This window comes from Sporolactobacillus terrae (assembly GCF_019930545.1).
Classification (GTDB): domain Bacteria; phylum Bacillota; class Bacilli; order Bacillales; family Sporolactobacillaceae; genus Sporolactobacillus; species Sporolactobacillus terrae.
Genome location: NZ_CP082837.1, coordinates 435,563 through 451,676, shown reverse-complemented (window position 1 = coordinate 451,676; position 16,114 = coordinate 435,563). Strand labels below are relative to the sequence as shown.

Here is a 16,114-nt window from a genome sequence, read left to right as displayed (position 1 = left end):
CCTTTAAGAAAGTTTCTTCATACATGTGTGATGGACTCGTGTCTTTTCGGTGCTGAATCGCCGCTTCGGTTACTCGCTTGCCGCGGGCGCACCGCGAGCCTCCTCGGACACGCAATTTATCTGCGGGGTCTCGCTGACACGCATCAACAAGGCGCGATCCCGCAGGCGCCAGAGTACCTCTGCTTTGATTCTCGGCCAAGACACTAGTCTATTGGTTTGAAGATGGGGCATAATCATATACTTTTCTATCCTGACAAAAAGAAGAGATTCGCCTAGGCGAATCTCTTCTTCATTTTATGCTAATCAACTGGGTTACACTTGGTCAATCAAGCCGTACCGTCCATCCTTGCGGCGGTAGACCACTGCGGCTGAGTTATCCTCCGCATTGTTAAACACATAGAAGGAATGTCCGAGCATATCCATTTGCAGGATTGCCTCTTCGACAGTCATTGGCTTAAACACAAAATGCTTTCTGCGGACAACGTCGAGCGTATCTTCTTCAGTCGGCTTCGTTGCTGTTATATCGCTGCTTGCGTTCTGAACCGCCTGACGCAACCCTTGACGGCTCTTGCGGTTGATCTTCGTCTTATGCTTCTTGATCTGGCGTTCCAGTTTGGTAACCGCACCGTCAATTGCTGTATAAAGATCTTCCTCACCCACTTCAGCTCTTAGGAGAAGGCCTTGAAGCGGAATCGTCACTTCGACCACTTGATCTGTGTTGTGCACACGCAAGTTCACCCGTGCGCTCGTCTTAATCGGCTCATTGAAGTACTTTTCCAGTTTGCTGATTCTCTTCTCTGCATAATCCTGCAAAGAAGGTGTCACCGTGATGTTCTCTCCGCGAATAATAAGATCCATGAGAAAGCCTCCCTTCAATACTATATAGATTCGCCATTTCAATTCGATTTCCTGCCATACAGACAAAATTTTCTTACAAATTGCGCGTTCTTTTATATCCTTTCGACAAAGAAAGCCGCTGTAAACCACGCCCCCATCCATGCGTAAAAGGTATTAATCACATGCAACATTCCAATTAAACATAAGCGTGCAAAAGCGCTGAATTGTATTGACCCTGCTGGGAATAGCTCATATAATAATAACGCAAACAAGAAAAACTGCATCATTTACCGCAGCTTTTCCAACTTTTTCTTAAACGTGGACACCTTATTCGTTGTCAGATAATCTCACATTAGCTTGGATTTCATTTATAACGTATCGGTTATAGAACTGACATTGACCATATCTCATCAAAGGGGTTTTGACCATGTCCGTCAAAAAGGAAGAAATCATCGAATTGTTCGAAAAGCTCAATGAAGATGAAAAAGAATCAACGTACAATTACTTGCAGTTCCTCGCAAGTCTCAATACAGACAACCAAGGCGAAGCAGTTGCCGCCGAATAACTAGCGCCGAATGCGCCCATCCGCTCACCGCAGCGGGTGGGCGTTTTGTTTATGTAACGGAAAAAAACGAGCCCAAATCATTTCAATGATCTCAGTATATGAATGTGTGGAATATTGGTGCAAAAGAAAAATCACCGGCGTATGCGGTGATCCTCACTCTCGTTTATCTAAAAACATTCCATCTTTCGTTGGCCCGGTGTATGGATTCCGGTAACGATTGACGGTTTGTTTCCGTTGTCGGAATTGATTCATGTCACGGGCAATTTCCCGTTTAATCCGCTTAAGCGGTTCATCAATCCGCCGATTGATTGCCTGAACGCGTTTTCCTAATTCCCGTTCTGCTTCAGTCGGGCTGGCCGGAAGCTGTTTCAGCAAAACTTCGCGCTGATCAAGCAATTGCTGCAGCTCCGCAAGAAACGGATCACGCTGCTCACGTGTGTAGCCACTCACAAGCTGTTCAAGTTCAAGTGAAAGATCGTAAATCCTCAGAAGAACCATCACACACGATCCCGCTTCGGCTGATTCTTCTGCGTAATTTCAATGACTTGCTTCCATGTGTCGCGAAAGTCAACCGCATAGCCTTCCACTTCATCTAAAATTGACGCATCATTCTTGATGTTTGCGTCAATCAAGCGGCGATTCATATAATCGTACATCTGCATCATGCTTTTGGCTACATCCTGTTTTTGATCAAGCGTCACCATCAATTCACGGATAATCTTCTGTGCTTTTTGAATATATGTGTTCTTTTCTTCGATTTTGTCCTGTTCCATAGCCAGTTTTGCTTGACGAATAAACTTAATGCATCCATTATAGAGCATCAAGGTCAGCTCTCCCGGCGTCGCCGTAAGGACTGAATTTTGTTGATAAGATTTGTATGCACTTGCTGGCATTGCTGGCCCTCCTTACACTTGTTGTCCCATAAATTGTTGCAAATACCCCGCCTGACTATTCGCTTGGTTAATCGCCGCTTCCATCGCATCAAATTGATTATAGTAGCGCGCTTGAATATCCTGAAGCCGCAACTTAAACGCATCAATCCGGTCATTCATATCATCAATCGATTTGCCCATCGAATACTGCGTATAGGTCATACTCGTGTTCCCGGCTTTATCCTCAATCCGATCCATCGTATTCTTTAACGTCGTGTTTAGCCGTTGCATAATCCCTTGTTCCGAAGTCGTGTCCCCGGTTTTCGTGAACAGTTCCATGACCGCTTGAGGATTAGTACTGATCGCTGCTTTCAGCTTGTCCTCATCGATCACCAACTTGCCGTGATCAAGATAATTGTTACTCGTGGTAATCCCGATTTCCGCAAGCTGATCCATCTTCGAATTGCTCGTTCCACTCACCGGTGAATACAAATTGGTACGGAGCTGACTCAGCGCGCTGCTGAGAATGCTGTCATTGGCCAGCATGCCCGACTTCGCTTTGTCGGTCCAGTTGGTAATGTCCGAGTCTTTCATGCTCGATTTCTGAGCATCAGTAAGCGGAGCATAGCTGCGATTACGTTTTTCAGAGATTTTGTCATTAACTTGTTTGATTGTGTCGTTGTATTGGTCGACAAAGTCAGTAATGGTTTTATACACAGAATCAACATCGGTATTAATGTTGACAGAAACTGCATTGGTAAATGAACTCTGCAAATTAAAGGTTACACCACTGACCGTAAAGGTATTTGAATGGCGCGAGGTTTTTAGGCCATTCAGAGTAAAATTGGCATCTGTTCCATCCTGCTCCTGCTTTGAATCCATATTCAAAGTTGTGGTGAGAAAATCCCCACTGAATTCAATTTCAGAATTGTGTTGCGTAACTTTTCCGCCAGCATCTTTTAGATCCGGATGATTATCTCCAGTCGCTGTACGCGTCATTGAAATTTTTCCGGTTGCTGCGTCATAAAAAGCATTTACACCAATATTTGAACTTGTTATATCCGACATGATTTTATCAAGCGATGTAGTCGACGGATCATATGAGAAGTCATGAGTTGTTGCCTGACCATCAGTATATGTCTTAATTGAAAATTCAATTGGGTTGGTCAATTCACCGATAGTTTCCGATTGTGTCGATAAGTATGCGGACGAATCAAATTTTGTTTTGTCTGTCACAATTGAGTCGCTACTTTGATTATGTGCAGCCGTAGCCAAAGTCACATCGGAGAGCGTATAGGACACATTTCCGGAATTTGCTCCACCCGTTGCCGTCACTTTAGACAAATCACTTGATGTTGCTGTTTTTGCTAAAAACGGTCCTTGTAGCTTCAGTTTCTGTGTTGTCGTTTGAAGATTGCTGAGCAGTGTATTCATCGAACGATAATCATCACGCTGCCATTCCGTCAACTGCAGATTCTGCTGCATCTGGACGAGTGGCTGGCTTTCCGCTGTCATTAGTTTAGCTACAATGCTATCTATATCCATACCACTTGCAAGACCGCTCACACGGCTTGAATTACTAGCGCCAATCATACTATTTATTGAATCTATTGAAGCACCACTTGAACTTGAATCTGCCATTGTATTCACCTCTTCATTAAACGCGCTTATTAATAATCAAACCTAATTTTTCAGCGATTGCTGCGTACATGTCCATGAATTTCTTTGGGGGAATTTCGCGAATCACCTGATGCGTCCGCACATCTTCAACCCGTACATAATACTCATCCAGTTTATCATGCAATACATAATGCATCTGTGTCAGCTGCGGCTTCAGCAATTTGTTCGCCTCTGTAACGAGATCCCCTAATTGCTTCTTATTAAAAGATTGATAAATTCTCTCTTCTTTGCCCGTCCTGTCTTTATTGGGTAACAATTGAATCTCATTTATTCTTCCCTCACCAGACTGCTGCATCTCTGATAATTGACTACTTCCCACCGATGGACTCACCGTCAGATCCCCATCCATGGCCAGCCCTCCTCAACCTACCATCTTAAATCATCTAATAGTAATATCGGTTGATCGGAAGAAAAGTTTAAGAACGGCTACAGAAGAATTATATAAGAGAAAACAAAAAAGAGCCTCCAAAAATTGGAGACCCTTCCGATTAAAACGATGATTACCGCAGCAGCTGCAGAACACCCTGAGGAAGCTGATTTGATTGAGCGAGCATAGCTTGAGCAGCCTGGTTCAGGATGTTGTTCTTTGTAAAGTTGCTCATTTCCTTGGCCATATCAACGTCACGAATACGTGATTCAGCAGCAGTTAGGTTTTCGGAAGATGTACCAAGGTTATTGATCGTGTGTTCCAAACGGTTTTGATAAGCACCGAGTTTCGCACGTTCACTTGAAACTGAACCAATCGCATTATCAATTTTTGAAATGGCGCTGTTCGCACCAGCTTGAGTAGTAACATCAACTTGTGAAATTCCAAGATTTTGTGAATCCATAGCATTAATAGATAGATTTAAATTCTGATCTTCATTCGCACCAATTTGGAAAGTTAAACCACCACTAACTGTAATGGAGCTACCATTTACAGCCGCAGTTGCTCCTTCCGAGGCTAAGGTAAACTGTAAGCCCGTAAAGTCACCAGAAGTTACCGTAACATTATTCCCTTGATAAGCGAATGACGCACCTGCCGCAGTTAACCCACTAGCATTTGTCCCAGTGCCAGCCTCAGCGGTTGTGTGATCAGATCCATCCAATGTGTTTGCTACAGCTTCTGCAACAGATATTGATTGATCTGCATTAGCATCATCTGACGTGATCGCTAAGTCTGAAGTAGTTTGGTCAAATGTAGCTGTATAACCATCTACGGTACTAGAAATATTTTTCGCAATATCATCAAATGTCTGTCCAGCACTGAAACCTACATTATAAGTTTGACCGTTAGCAGTAATGTTTAATGTGCCATCCGCTGCTGCGGTTGTTCCTGTAGCAATATTTATAGTAGCTGAAGCTTGGGTTGCCATCGTTGCATCAGCTGTGGTGAAATTTAATGTGCCAGATTTAGTAGCTGCTCCCACATTAAGTTTCGTGATATTTTCACCATTTGATGTCTGAACACCTATAGAGCCAGTTAATAATTTTTTAGTGTTGAATTCTGTGGTGTCAGCAATTCGATCGACTTCTGAAGTCAGCTGGCTAATTTCTTTTTGAATCTCTTCTCGATCAGAAGCGGTATTCGTGTCGTTTGATGACTGAACGGCCAGTTCTCTCATTCTTTGTAGAATAGAGTGGGTCTCGTTTAAAGCTCCTTCAGCAGTCTGAATTAAGGATGTACCATCCTGTGCATTCTTACTTGCCATATCCAAACCGCGAATCTGTCCACGCATTTTTTCAGAAATAGCGAGACCTGCAGCATCATCACCGGCACGGTTGATACGAAGACCTGAAGAAAGTTTTTCAAGAGATTTTTGAGTAGCTGCTGTGTTTTTGCTCAAGTTATTGAGCGTGTTCAACGCAGCAATGTTGTGATTGATAATCATAACTTGTTTCCTCCTTGAATTGTGAATTCCCACGTCCATGTGGAATTTGGCAATCGGGAAGGCGCCTTCCCAATCTCCTTACATTTTATATATCGACAAGAGCAAAAAGATGTTTAGTAGACTAGGATGCTTTTTCATATTTTTCATGCGATGGAATGATCAGTTTCTATCACCATAGGTCTAACATTTCCTCGACTTTCCGATTGTCCGCCTGTCCGTTTTTCAAAAACACATTAGGAATTCCATTCGCATATCCACGGACATTCTTCTTACCGAATATATCTGCAACACGTTTGCATGTTTTGATAAATTCGGAATTATCCTGTGGTTTATCGAGTTGCATATCTTTATCATACAACCACTTGTCTTTCGCCCCCTCGGAATAGCCGATAACTGAGCACTTCACCGCGCCTTTCATATTGTGTCGGGTCGCCAGTATGCTACGATAAATAAAATCATCAGTCGGAAGAGAATAACCTGCAAAAATAATATGCTTAGCTTTCTCTAACGCCACCTTCATATCACTCTGAATTTCTTCAATGAATGATGGATTACCACCTTTGAAATTGGTTTGCATGACCAACGGTGTATGATGAGCTTCTGTTATTTGTCCGCAATGTGTGCACTGAACTGCATCATACACACCACCTTTTATTGCCTTTTCCTCTTCAGTAGAACGTGCTTTTTTCGGCGATAATGATGGAATGATTTGAGGAGGAAATAAACTATCCGAATCAAACGTCCAGTCATTTCCAAGATAGAAAGTTAGCTTGCCACATTTGGGACATTGTCTAAATCCATGACAACCATGGGGAAAGTAAAATTTTCCTATCCTTACTCGTCTGTCTGTATGATGATCCGGATCATTAAGCCTTTGGACTGCTGTTTCATTCATTGGGAACCAAGCGCCGGGAGTACCGCCATTAACCTTCCTAACAGCCATAAAATGTGCAAGATCATTAAACAATTTCATAGGCTGAGGTGGCATACCAATGTTGGGTCTAAAGGCTGAGTCATTAGCTTCTCGATGCGCATTAAATATTAACCAGAGCAAGATTGGATCCCAGTTCATCGATATTACTGCGTAACTAAACAAATAAAAATCTCGTGAATCCAAATTTCCTTTTCTCGCTCTTTCTAGACCCTCTCTTTTCATACGGTCTGCCAATAACTTGGCAAAGCCATAGTATTGGCGATAAATGTGTTTACTTGTGTCATCTTTTATCATTTTCTGATAACTTATTGCATGAAAAAGTTGAGTGAGCATATCAACTGTTCTTCTGGCCGAAATTAAGCGATCAAGAGTAATAAATTCACCATCCACCTCAATACCGTTCTGCGACTTGATATGCATATCGAGTAAATTATACAGATCCTGAAGTGCTAAGCTCCCGGCATTGATTCCTGGGCAACGTTCGATAACTTGTATAACAGCACTCCAATCATACAAACGGGCAAGTCTCTCCGCACGTTTTACATTAAATCCAAGATTATTTCTTGCTTGTTCTCTTTTAGTATCTGATTGTCTCAAATCAATGATTGTCAAGAAATCTTTCAATTCATCAATAATTTTATTCGTTGCATCCGGTAACGCTTCTTGAATAGTTGCAATATCTACTTGATTAGTCTTTGAATTTGATAACCCGGATAGTGTATGGAACACATTACCGATTTGTTTCGTCATTAACATTCCAAGGCCTTGTGTTGCGCCCGCTCCCCAAAAAATCACTGTTTCCGGCCAGTAAGGCTTATATTGGGTATTTGCATTCATTTCAGATCATCCGTTAGTTCAACACCCTTAATGACGTACCCGTTACGTTCGCCCGCATAGAACATAGTAAATAACAATAACGTTGAAGACTTGTATTGATCTAGTATGAATTTTGATAGTTTGTCTGAACTAATCGTTAACCATGTTGTTTGTGGAAGCGGCAAGATCATGTTCTCTTTTGTAATACAATCGTATTGCTCTGTGGTCCCAAATCCCTGTAAAGGAATCCATGAATTAAACATTTTATTTGATTTGTCCGGCAGTATCTTTTCAGTACATATTGAAAATTCCGAGGTGGCACAAATTCTAATCTGAGATTTATTATCATTGTCTTCTTTTACACCAATAATTTTGCCAATAATTCTATATTTAGTCATTAATCTTCCCCCCGAATAGTTAAAATCGAATTCTTTTTAATTTGAGCCAATCAATATCCTTTAATTGCGTGGACTTATTCCCAACCTTTTGAATTGTAAACTTATTCCCATCATTTGTCACATATATCCTACCATCCCCTATCAAAACCTATTTCTCGAACATTAGTTCCTTGAATCTTGTCGCGAAAGTTTGCTTTCTCAGGTCTGTATTGAAGAAGGCCGATTTGCTTTCCCAATAGATGAAAACGTCTTGTTTCTAACTTGTTTATTTGTATGACTTTTCAGAGATATTAATATTTGAGTATACTGTTGTTAACCTCGTTTTTAGACCGTTCATTCTTTTATTTGATAATCGAGATATTTTAAGTTTGTTAGACTCTATTTCTGATCCTAAGGTTACTATTTTTTGTTTTAGATCTGTGTTCTGAAGTGCTTCTTTTTCTAGAACTGTTAGAATTTCATCAACTTCATCTTCCGGAATTCTTTTATTTAACTCTTGAGCTAATGATTTAACTTGGTTTTGTAAGTGTTTGTTAGTTAATTCGAGTTCATTTATATCTACTTTTCTTTGATTAATAGTATCCTTATACTGCTCGAAGACGAGACCTTGTTGCTTCAATTCATTCAATTCACTTTTTAGACTTGCAAGACCAATATTCTTTTTTCTTGTCGGGCATTTTTTGCATAATCTTTAGCAATCTTTTTAATTTCTTCATTTGAAACTTTTTTATCATTTTGTTTTGCTTCAAGTACTGTTTTTGCCGAATATCCTAAACCAATAGTTGCGGAATAAACTAGTGGCATTGTATATTGCCATCGCAAAAGCCCAGTTATGCCATGTTTTTGGGACACTTAGGACATAAACGAGGGACATGTGTGCCATGCGAGGGACAGGCAGAGCTAAAAATGCAGAGGGATCATCCGTAGATGATGCCTCTGCGACCCATTTTTCTTATTCTTTTAATCCGTGTCTTTCTCTCATGGACACTTCTCCATCAATTAAGATGGTGTATGAATCGTGAATGATACGATCGAGAATGGCATCGGCGAGGGTTGCCTGGCCAATATTTTCATACCATCCTTGTGCATCAAATTGAGAACAGAAAATCGTTGAGGACACTTGATGTCGAGTCTCGATAATTTCCAGTAAATCACGTGCTTCGTTTTCTCTCAATGGGGTGAGTAGCCATTCATCCAGGATAAGAAGATCGACTTTGCGATATAACTTCATGACTTTTTGGAAAATCCCTTCTCCTCTGGCAACGGCTAGCTCATCGAGTAAATCAGGCAGACGAGTATATTTCACTGTATAAAACTGTCGACAGGCCGCCATGCCAAAAGCACAAGAGAGATAGGATTTTCCGTTCCCAGAAGCCCCTTGAATGATCAAGTTATGCTTGTCCTGAATGTATTGTCCGGAGGCTAATCGTAGAATCTGAGTTTTGTCCAGTTTGCGATCAGGATGATATTCAATGTCTTCAATACAGGCTTGATTATATCGAAATCCTGCCTTCTTAATCAGGCGATCCAGTTTGTTGTTCTTTCTTCGATCCCACTCACGATCCACTAAGAGACTGAATCGATCTTCGAATGATAAATCATTGTATTGGCTATCGCGTAATTGCTCGCTATATTGTTCAGCCATAGCGGTCAATCTCATATCATATAATTTTGATAAGGTATTTTCGCTCGTCATTTTTCTTTCCTCCCATAGTAGGCTGCACCTCTAACGAAACCGTGAGTATCGCTTTGATTTGTATTTGATTTTGGTGGATTGATAGAGTCTAGTTGTTGTTTATCCTGACCTGTTTTTAAAATGGTCTTAATACTGTTCAGATTGGGTCTTGGCGAATAGTCTAAGGCACGTCCACATGCCCGTTCGAGGCGTTCTACAGAGTATTTATCTGCTAGTTTTGTGAGTGATGAACATGATTTAAGTGCCTGTTTTTCTACTTTGTATGAAGCGAGAATCGCTTTTACAGTAATGAGTGTATGAACCCCGACTTCCTTAGCCCAGGACATAAAATAATCTCGGTTCATCGATAAATAATCCTTATGTTTATCGGGCATATGCTCGGGATTGGTAGATAGCTGACCTTTCTTCCCATAAAGTCTGATATGCGAAGCAACGCGGAAGTGATTAAAATAGATTTCGATCATGTTTCGGGTCACTCGAACATCCACCTGGTGTTTCATGTATTCATAGGGAACGGAATAGTACATTTTTTCTACAGATATGTGATAATCAAAGGGTACGGTAGCTTTTTTCCATGTCGCTAATTCGTATGAGGAAGCAGGTAAAGGGAGAAGGGCAAACTTCTCCTCCTCCGCAAAAGCGGATTGCCTGCTTCCATCTTTTTTCTGAAAGGGCTTCTCATTATATTCCGTTAATTTCTCTCTTATCGCTTGATTCAGCTCGGAAATCGAAAAGTATTGACCGTTTCTCAGGGAGGCAATAATCCAAGTTGATATGATTCGAACACCCCCTTCTACATTGGGTTTGTCCTTCGGGTGGCGAACCCTGGCAGGAACAATCGCTGTTTGATAATGCTCAGCCATTTCCTGATACGAGCGATTGATCACCGGGTCTGTTGAGGATGATCGTTCAACACCAGTCTTTAAATTGTCAGGAATAATCATTCGGGGAACCCCACCGAAAAACTGCAGGGCATGGATATGAGCGGTTATCCAGCTTGGTGTATCCATGGATAGAAATGCCTCGACGTAAGCATATTGACTACAAGGTAACACAGATATGAAGACGTAAGCAGGAATGGTCTGTCCGGTGATAGAATCCTGAATTGAAGCAGTTTGACCTGCCCAATCCACTTCCATTGCTTCACCAGGCTTTCTTTTAATTCTCATGGTTGCTTTGGTCTTTATCACATAGCTGTTGTAAAAACGACAGAATTGCCGATAACTGTAAGGGATCTCCTTGTTTTGTCTACACGTTTCTACATATTCATGCCAAAGCAATGACAGGGTCACTCCGCTTCGAGCCATTTCCTGGTGGAGATAGCTACAATCCGGTGGACGTCTCATCTCAGATCGATGCTTTTCAGGAAAAAGAATATTCTGGAGTTCAGGATTATCCATGTCCTTATCCAGTGGCCATGAGACTCCTTTCTCTCCAGCCCGCCTCAGGACATTGCCAATGGTATTCTTCGAACATCCGCAGCTCGAAGCAATATGCCGATGGCTAAATCCCTGAGCATGAAGCCGCAAAATTTCACGGTATTTGATCATTAAAAAAACCTCCTGTAATGGATTTACACCACTAGGTGCAAGCTCATTATACAGGAGGTGTCCCTCACATGTCCTAACTGTCCCAATTTGATGTCTTTACTGTCCCAAAAACTTGGCACAGCTGTCCCTATTCAATGGCAATATACAGCATTGTTGTTATACCCTGGATTCCCGTATCTCCACACTATGATTTTCCCCAAGCCCTCAAAAAGGTTGATTACATGGGGATTTGGGGGCTTTTTTTGCTTCCCTCCTACCTAGTTATGCGTTATAATTACATCACTAGGTAGGTGGCTAAAAATGGCGATCATCAGGCAAAAAGACAAGCGTAGCGGACTCACCTATGCTTACGAATCGGAATCGTACTGGGATAAAGAGAAGAAACAACCGCGTTCAAGACGCAAACTCATTGGACGTGTCGATGAAAAGACGGGAAAAATAATCCCTACAGACGGGCGAGGGAAACGACGCAGGCAAACATCTGAGGAAAAGCCTCAACGAGGTCCCACTCCTGCTGCTGAAGCGAAGCGTGTTTTTTACGGAGCCACCTATTTACTGGATCAAATCGGTGAACAGCTTGGACTCACTGAGGATCTCAAGACCTGTTTTCCAAGGCATTATCAACAGATTCTGTCGCTTGCCTATTATATGATTTTGGAACACCCGAATCCTCTGACTCGTTTTGAGAAATGGGATCATCTACATAAGCATCCGTACGGGAAAAATGTGACTTCTCAGCGCAGCAGCATTGTTTTTTCATCCATCTCTGAAGCGGGCAAGAACCAGTTTTTCTCACGTCGCAAGCAGCGTTGTCATGAGGATGAGTATTGGGCTTATGATACGACCAGTATCTCGAGCTATTCCGAAGTGCTCAAACAGGTCGCCTATGGCAAGAACAAGGAAGATGATCGTCTTCCCCAAATCAACTTAGCCCTCATCTTTGGTGAAACCAGCGGATTACCCTTCTATTATCGGAAATTAGCTGGGAATATTCCTGATGTCAAAACGGTTTTGAACCTTTTAGGCGATTTCAAAACCCTCGGTTTTGAAAAGGTCAAGCTGGTGATGGATCGAGGCTTTTACAGTGCGACCAATATTAACGCTTTGATGAAGGAACATCTGAAGTTTTTGATTGCCGTCCGTCCCTCATTATCTTGGGTACGTCATGAACTTGATCAAGTCTATGACGCGCTCGATACCTTCGAAAATCTGGATGAGCAGTACGATCTTTATGCCCTGACGGTGAGAACGGACTGGGACTACACGCAGGATCGGCCATATAAAGGAGATACGCTCAAAGAGAAGCGCCGCGTTTATCTGCATCTGTACTACAATGTCGATCAAGCGGCAGAAGATCAGAAAAAGTTTGATCGCAAGCTGATGCGCCATCATCAAGAACTGAAAAACGGGCAGCGCGTTCCGGAACACGAAGCCTTTTACAAAAAGTATTTCACGGTTAAATCAACACCAAAGCGAGGGGCACAGATTACCGTCAATCATCAAATGGTTGAGAAGGCCAAGCGGTACTACGGGTATTTCTCCCTGCTTTCCAATGAAAAAATGGATGCCATCCAAGCCCTCGAACTTTATTGGGGAAAAGATCCCATTGAGAAGTGCTTTGGAGACATAAAAGAGCGGCTGAACTTACGTCGCATGTTGGTTTCATCAGAAGCCATGTTAGACGGGAAGCTTTTTGTGAGTTTTGTTGGGTTGATTTTGCTTGCGCAGATCAAGAAAAAAATGCAGGCACAGAAGCTTTTCAAAGACTACACGATTCAATCTTTATTCGATAAATTAGATGTGATCGAGGCCTTTGAATCCCCAGGCCAGGCACTAAAAGTGGGTGAGATTTTGACCGCGCAGAAGAAAATTTATGAAGCACTGGGTGTCCCACTACCTAGTGATGTGTAACGGGAATCTAGGATGCATATGTATGTTCTTTTTGATTTAAACGATTTGCGAAGTTCCCTATATAATCTATATCTATTTTAGTCCATACTTTTGTGTAGCTTCCAAAAGCATTGCAATATTTCATGGCTGCCTGTTTAGTTGCATAGTGAAAATAAACAATGGTTTCAATACATGAAAAATAACGTGGAAACTTTTCAGATAAATCGACACTCGAAAGCAGCTGATAATGCAAAATATTTCTTTTATAATACTCGACTTGATTTATAGGATTGCTTTTATAATAAATTCCATCGGTACCACGGATATAACCATTTTTACTGTATACCTCAGAGTTTAAATTCCAATCCTTACTTCTATAATTAAAATACCTTTTTGGGGATGAGTTAAGACAAAATCAGGTTTCATAGAATTAATATGGGGCTGTTCAAATACTGTCCAGCCTTCAAATCTAAGACTTGTTCTAAATACCTCTAATAAATATTTTTCTCCTTCTGTTCTAGGATCATTTGGATTAAAATTTTTAATAATTGTTGCAGGCATTTTAAACACCTCACAGTAATTAATAGTCTCTCGGGAATTAAATTTTCGCATGCGCACTAGTCTTTTGACTAGGAATTTTGTATCATTTCACCTTAAGTAGGTGAATGTGGACAAGCCCTACTCTAGGAGAACATACGAGTTCCGTCTTACAAAGCCCATCTCATGTTGTTGGAACGTCTTCTGCTATTAACAAAAGTAACATCTCCTTACTAATTTCACTTTTCAGTGCGGACAACCTTTTCGACTGATTCAACGTTATGTCATCAAATAAATTGCGAACTAATCGTCCATTTGAGAAATGTTCATTTTTTTTATCTAACTTTGCCCACAACCAATCACGAACACTAGCAATAGCTTGTCCTTCTACGCTATAGTCATTTTGCTTGCAAGTGTATTTGAATATCTCTACAAGTTCATCAAGGGAATAATCATTGAATGAAATAAAAGTATTAAATCTCGATTTTAGCCCTGGATTTGATTCAAAAAACTTTTCCATCAAGTCAGTGTATCCTGCAACTATGACTACCAAATCATCTCGGTAATCTTCAAGAGCTTTCGTTAACTCAGTAAGACTTTCTCTTCCGTAACTATCACTATGATCGTTTTCAGTAATACTATACGCTTCATCTATAAATAGAACGCCTCCTCTAGCTCGGTTAATTAATCTTTTCACTTTGATTGCTGTCTGTCCTTGGTACTCCGCTATTAAATCCGTTCTGCTTGCTTCAATGAATTGTCCTTTGCTCAATAAACCGATCGCTTTATACATTCTTCCAACAATACGAGCAACAGTAGTTTTAGCTGTTCCAGGGTTGCCTAGAAATGCCATATGTAAGGTTTTATTCGATTTTTTCAATCCATTTTTCACTCGTAATTGTTGTATCTGATTAAAATCAATCAAATCACGAACCTGTTGTTTTACATGTTCCAAACCAACTAGTTCATCTAATTGGATGAGTATCTCATCTACAGAAATATTAGATGATTCCTTTAGAGTTTGAAATAGTCCATCAACTTTTGAAGCTCCCAGAAATGCGCATAAAATCTCAATAAGTTTTTCCTGTTTTTGATCAATCTTATTAGGTAAAAATTGCTGTTTAGATAACACTCCTAAATTTTTGATTAATTCTAATATAGCTTTATCGTTTTGTTCATCGGTTATTTCTTGGGCCAATTTTTCAAATTCAGAGTCTCGTCCTAATGATAGATCTATTTGCCTGGTTCCTTTAACCAACTGATGTTTGTAATTATCCGAAATCATCATAGTACCTCACTTACAATCAAAATCATCAGAACACATACTATAATAATATTAATCAATGAAATAATCCTTGTAGTTTTTAAACTTTTAGATAGATTCTTTACCTGTTGACTAAGAACAGTAATTTCTTTTTTGGCTGCCGACAATTTTGAATCAACTCGTTCAGTCAAACTTCCTGAATGCTTTTCTATTTCAAGATGGAGATTATTAAGTCTCCCCTCAACTCTCGTCATATTTTTGGCAATTTTAATATTTGTTGAATCAATTTTTTTATCCACATCAGAGAGAACTTTTGCCACAACTTCACTAATAGTTTTCTTAGTATCATCTACCGCCTTAGCTAGAGAGGTCACTTTTTCTCCATTAATTGTTACTTTGTCAGTAAGTTCAAGAATTTTTGCTTTGTTATCTTCAATAACTGCTTCAGCACTACTTATACTGTCAGCGTGCTTTGAAATTATTTGGTTCACATCATCGAACTGTTTATCTTGCAGCTCATTTTGATTATCTATTTTCCCATCGAGTCTTGAATATAATAAGTGCAACGATTTCATTTCGGTATTAATGTTTGATATTGTTTCTTCCTGAATTTTAACCTTTGATGATACGCTAGTTTCTATCGCTTCAACACTACTTTGAATTATATAAAAATCAGCAAAAATTTTATCAATATCTTCCAAATGTTCTATCTTTTCAATCTTTTGTTTGAATTTTTTCAGAACTTCTATTACTTGTTTCTGTTGATTAATAATATGATTAATCTCGTTCTGATTCGTTTGAACACCCGCAACTCCCTTAAGTGCTTTTGCATTAGCTTCTCTAGCAGCCTTAAGTGAAACTAAAATTCCTTGAATGTATTCTTTATCTAGTGCAGAAAAGGTATCGTAAATTGTATTGAACTCTTGAATATTCCTTACAAGAATCCGATTTTGCTCAATCATTTTATCTTGAATGCCCTTAGTAAGCTTATTCAAGTCAGTTCCAGTCACTTTATAATCAAACAAATCGAACATTCCACCAGTAGTGGGGACACTAGGTAGCTTTGCTTCATCAGGTAAATTTCCACCAAATATCTTCAATTCATTTTTCTTTCGATTGAATTCATCAGCTCTGGTAGTTATTATTTCACTATGTATACTATTGACATTTTGCTCTTCCTTGTTTTCAATTTTATTCAGCATCT

17 protein-coding genes are annotated in these 16,114 nt (G+C 40.3%); 2 read left to right on the top strand and 15 right to left on the bottom strand.

The genetic code is table 11. From position 1 onward, the window contains the following. Positions 1 to 312: 312 nt before the first annotated feature. Positions 313 to 858, bottom strand: coding sequence for a ribosome hibernation-promoting factor, HPF/YfiA family (gene hpf, locus K7399_RS02025; protein WP_010023804.1), 546 nt, complete (start codon positions 856 to 858; stop codon positions 313 to 315). Positions 859 to 1,264: 406 nt separating this feature from the next. Here hpf and K7399_RS02020 point away from each other — a divergent pair, with 406 nt between their 5' ends. Then, positions 1,265 to 1,402 carry a hypothetical protein gene (locus K7399_RS02020; RefSeq protein ID WP_156031551.1) on the top strand — a complete coding sequence of 46 codons (138 nt, stop codon included), beginning with the start codon at positions 1,265 to 1,267 and terminating at the stop codon, positions 1,400 to 1,402. 153 nt (positions 1,403 to 1,555) lie between these two features. On the opposite strand, the gene fliT is transcribed toward K7399_RS02020, so the two are convergent. From fliT to istA, 11 genes are all read right to left on the bottom strand, one after another. Then, positions 1,556 to 1,900: a flagellar protein FliT gene (gene fliT / locus K7399_RS02015; protein WP_028976507.1), complete on the bottom strand. Its 345-nt coding sequence runs from the start codon at positions 1,898 to 1,900 to the stop codon at positions 1,556 to 1,558. Then, entirely contained in the window at positions 1,900 to 2,295 is a 396-nt protein-coding gene (gene fliS, locus K7399_RS02010; protein ID WP_028976506.1) for a flagellar export chaperone FliS, read from the bottom strand. The genes fliT and fliS overlap by 1 nt, the downstream gene beginning before the upstream one ends. Positions 2,296 to 2,307: 12 nt before the next feature. After that, positions 2,308 to 3,915, bottom strand: a complete 1,608-nt coding sequence (locus K7399_RS02005; protein WP_037563152.1) for a flagellar hook-associated protein 2 — start codon at positions 3,913 to 3,915, stop codon at positions 2,308 to 2,310. Between the two features lie 16 nt (positions 3,916 to 3,931). Continuing rightward, positions 3,932 to 4,303, bottom strand: coding sequence for a flagellar protein FlaG (locus K7399_RS02000; RefSeq protein WP_051577840.1), 372 nt, complete (start codon positions 4,301 to 4,303; stop codon positions 3,932 to 3,934). 151 nt (positions 4,304 to 4,454) lie between these two features. Then, positions 4,455 to 5,825, bottom strand: coding sequence for a flagellin N-terminal helical domain-containing protein (locus K7399_RS01995; RefSeq protein ID WP_028976503.1), 1,371 nt, complete (start codon positions 5,823 to 5,825; stop codon positions 4,455 to 4,457). 169 nt (positions 5,826 to 5,994) lie between these two features. Further along, complete coding sequence (locus tag K7399_RS01990; RefSeq protein WP_223362462.1) at positions 5,995 to 7,596, bottom strand: hypothetical protein; 1,602 nt, start codon at positions 7,594 to 7,596, stop codon at positions 5,995 to 5,997. Further along, positions 7,593 to 7,973 (bottom strand): hypothetical protein, encoded by a 381-nt coding sequence (locus K7399_RS01985; RefSeq protein ID WP_028976502.1) that lies wholly within the window; start codon positions 7,971 to 7,973, stop codon positions 7,593 to 7,595. The genes K7399_RS01990 and K7399_RS01985 overlap by 4 nt, the downstream gene beginning before the upstream one ends. Positions 7,974 to 8,238: 265 nt before the next feature. Next, positions 8,239 to 8,592 carry a hypothetical protein gene (locus tag K7399_RS01980; protein WP_028976501.1) on the bottom strand — a complete coding sequence of 118 codons (354 nt, stop codon included), beginning with the start codon at positions 8,590 to 8,592 and terminating at the stop codon, positions 8,239 to 8,241. A gap of 17 nt (positions 8,593 to 8,609) precedes the next feature. Then, complete coding sequence (locus K7399_RS01975) at positions 8,610 to 8,777, bottom strand: hypothetical protein (protein ID WP_160168705.1); 168 nt, start codon at positions 8,775 to 8,777, stop codon at positions 8,610 to 8,612. Positions 8,778 to 8,925: 148 nt separating this feature from the next. Then, positions 8,926 to 9,669: an IS21-like element helper ATPase IstB gene (gene istB / locus K7399_RS01970; RefSeq protein ID WP_028977444.1), complete on the bottom strand. Its 744-nt coding sequence runs from the start codon at positions 9,667 to 9,669 to the stop codon at positions 8,926 to 8,928. Beyond that, positions 9,666 to 11,219 carry an IS21 family transposase gene (istA, locus tag K7399_RS01965; RefSeq protein WP_028977443.1) on the bottom strand — a complete coding sequence of 518 codons (1,554 nt, stop codon included), beginning with the start codon at positions 11,217 to 11,219 and terminating at the stop codon, positions 9,666 to 9,668. Before istA ends, istB begins: the two co-directional genes overlap by 4 nt. Before the next feature lie 300 nt (positions 11,220 to 11,519). Between istA and K7399_RS01960 the strand changes: the two genes are divergently transcribed. After that, on the top strand, positions 11,520 to 13,130 hold the full coding sequence (locus K7399_RS01960; RefSeq protein ID WP_028977730.1) for an IS1634 family transposase: 1,611 nt from the start codon (positions 11,520 to 11,522) through the stop codon (positions 13,128 to 13,130). Between the two features lie 333 nt (positions 13,131 to 13,463). On the opposite strand, the gene K7399_RS01955 is transcribed toward K7399_RS01960, so the two are convergent. From K7399_RS01955 to K7399_RS01945, 3 genes are all read right to left on the bottom strand, one after another. Next, positions 13,464 to 13,670: a hypothetical protein gene (locus K7399_RS01955; protein ID WP_028977731.1), complete on the bottom strand. Its 207-nt coding sequence runs from the start codon at positions 13,668 to 13,670 to the stop codon at positions 13,464 to 13,466. 160 nt (positions 13,671 to 13,830) lie between these two features. After that, positions 13,831 to 14,934 (bottom strand): AAA family ATPase, encoded by a 1,104-nt coding sequence (locus K7399_RS01950; protein ID WP_223362461.1) that lies wholly within the window; start codon positions 14,932 to 14,934, stop codon positions 13,831 to 13,833. Next, positions 14,931 to 16,112 (bottom strand): hypothetical protein, encoded by a 1,182-nt coding sequence (locus K7399_RS01945; RefSeq protein ID WP_051578057.1) that lies wholly within the window; start codon positions 16,110 to 16,112, stop codon positions 14,931 to 14,933. The genes K7399_RS01950 and K7399_RS01945 overlap by 4 nt, the downstream gene beginning before the upstream one ends. Between the last annotated feature and the right edge of the window lie 2 nt (positions 16,113 to 16,114).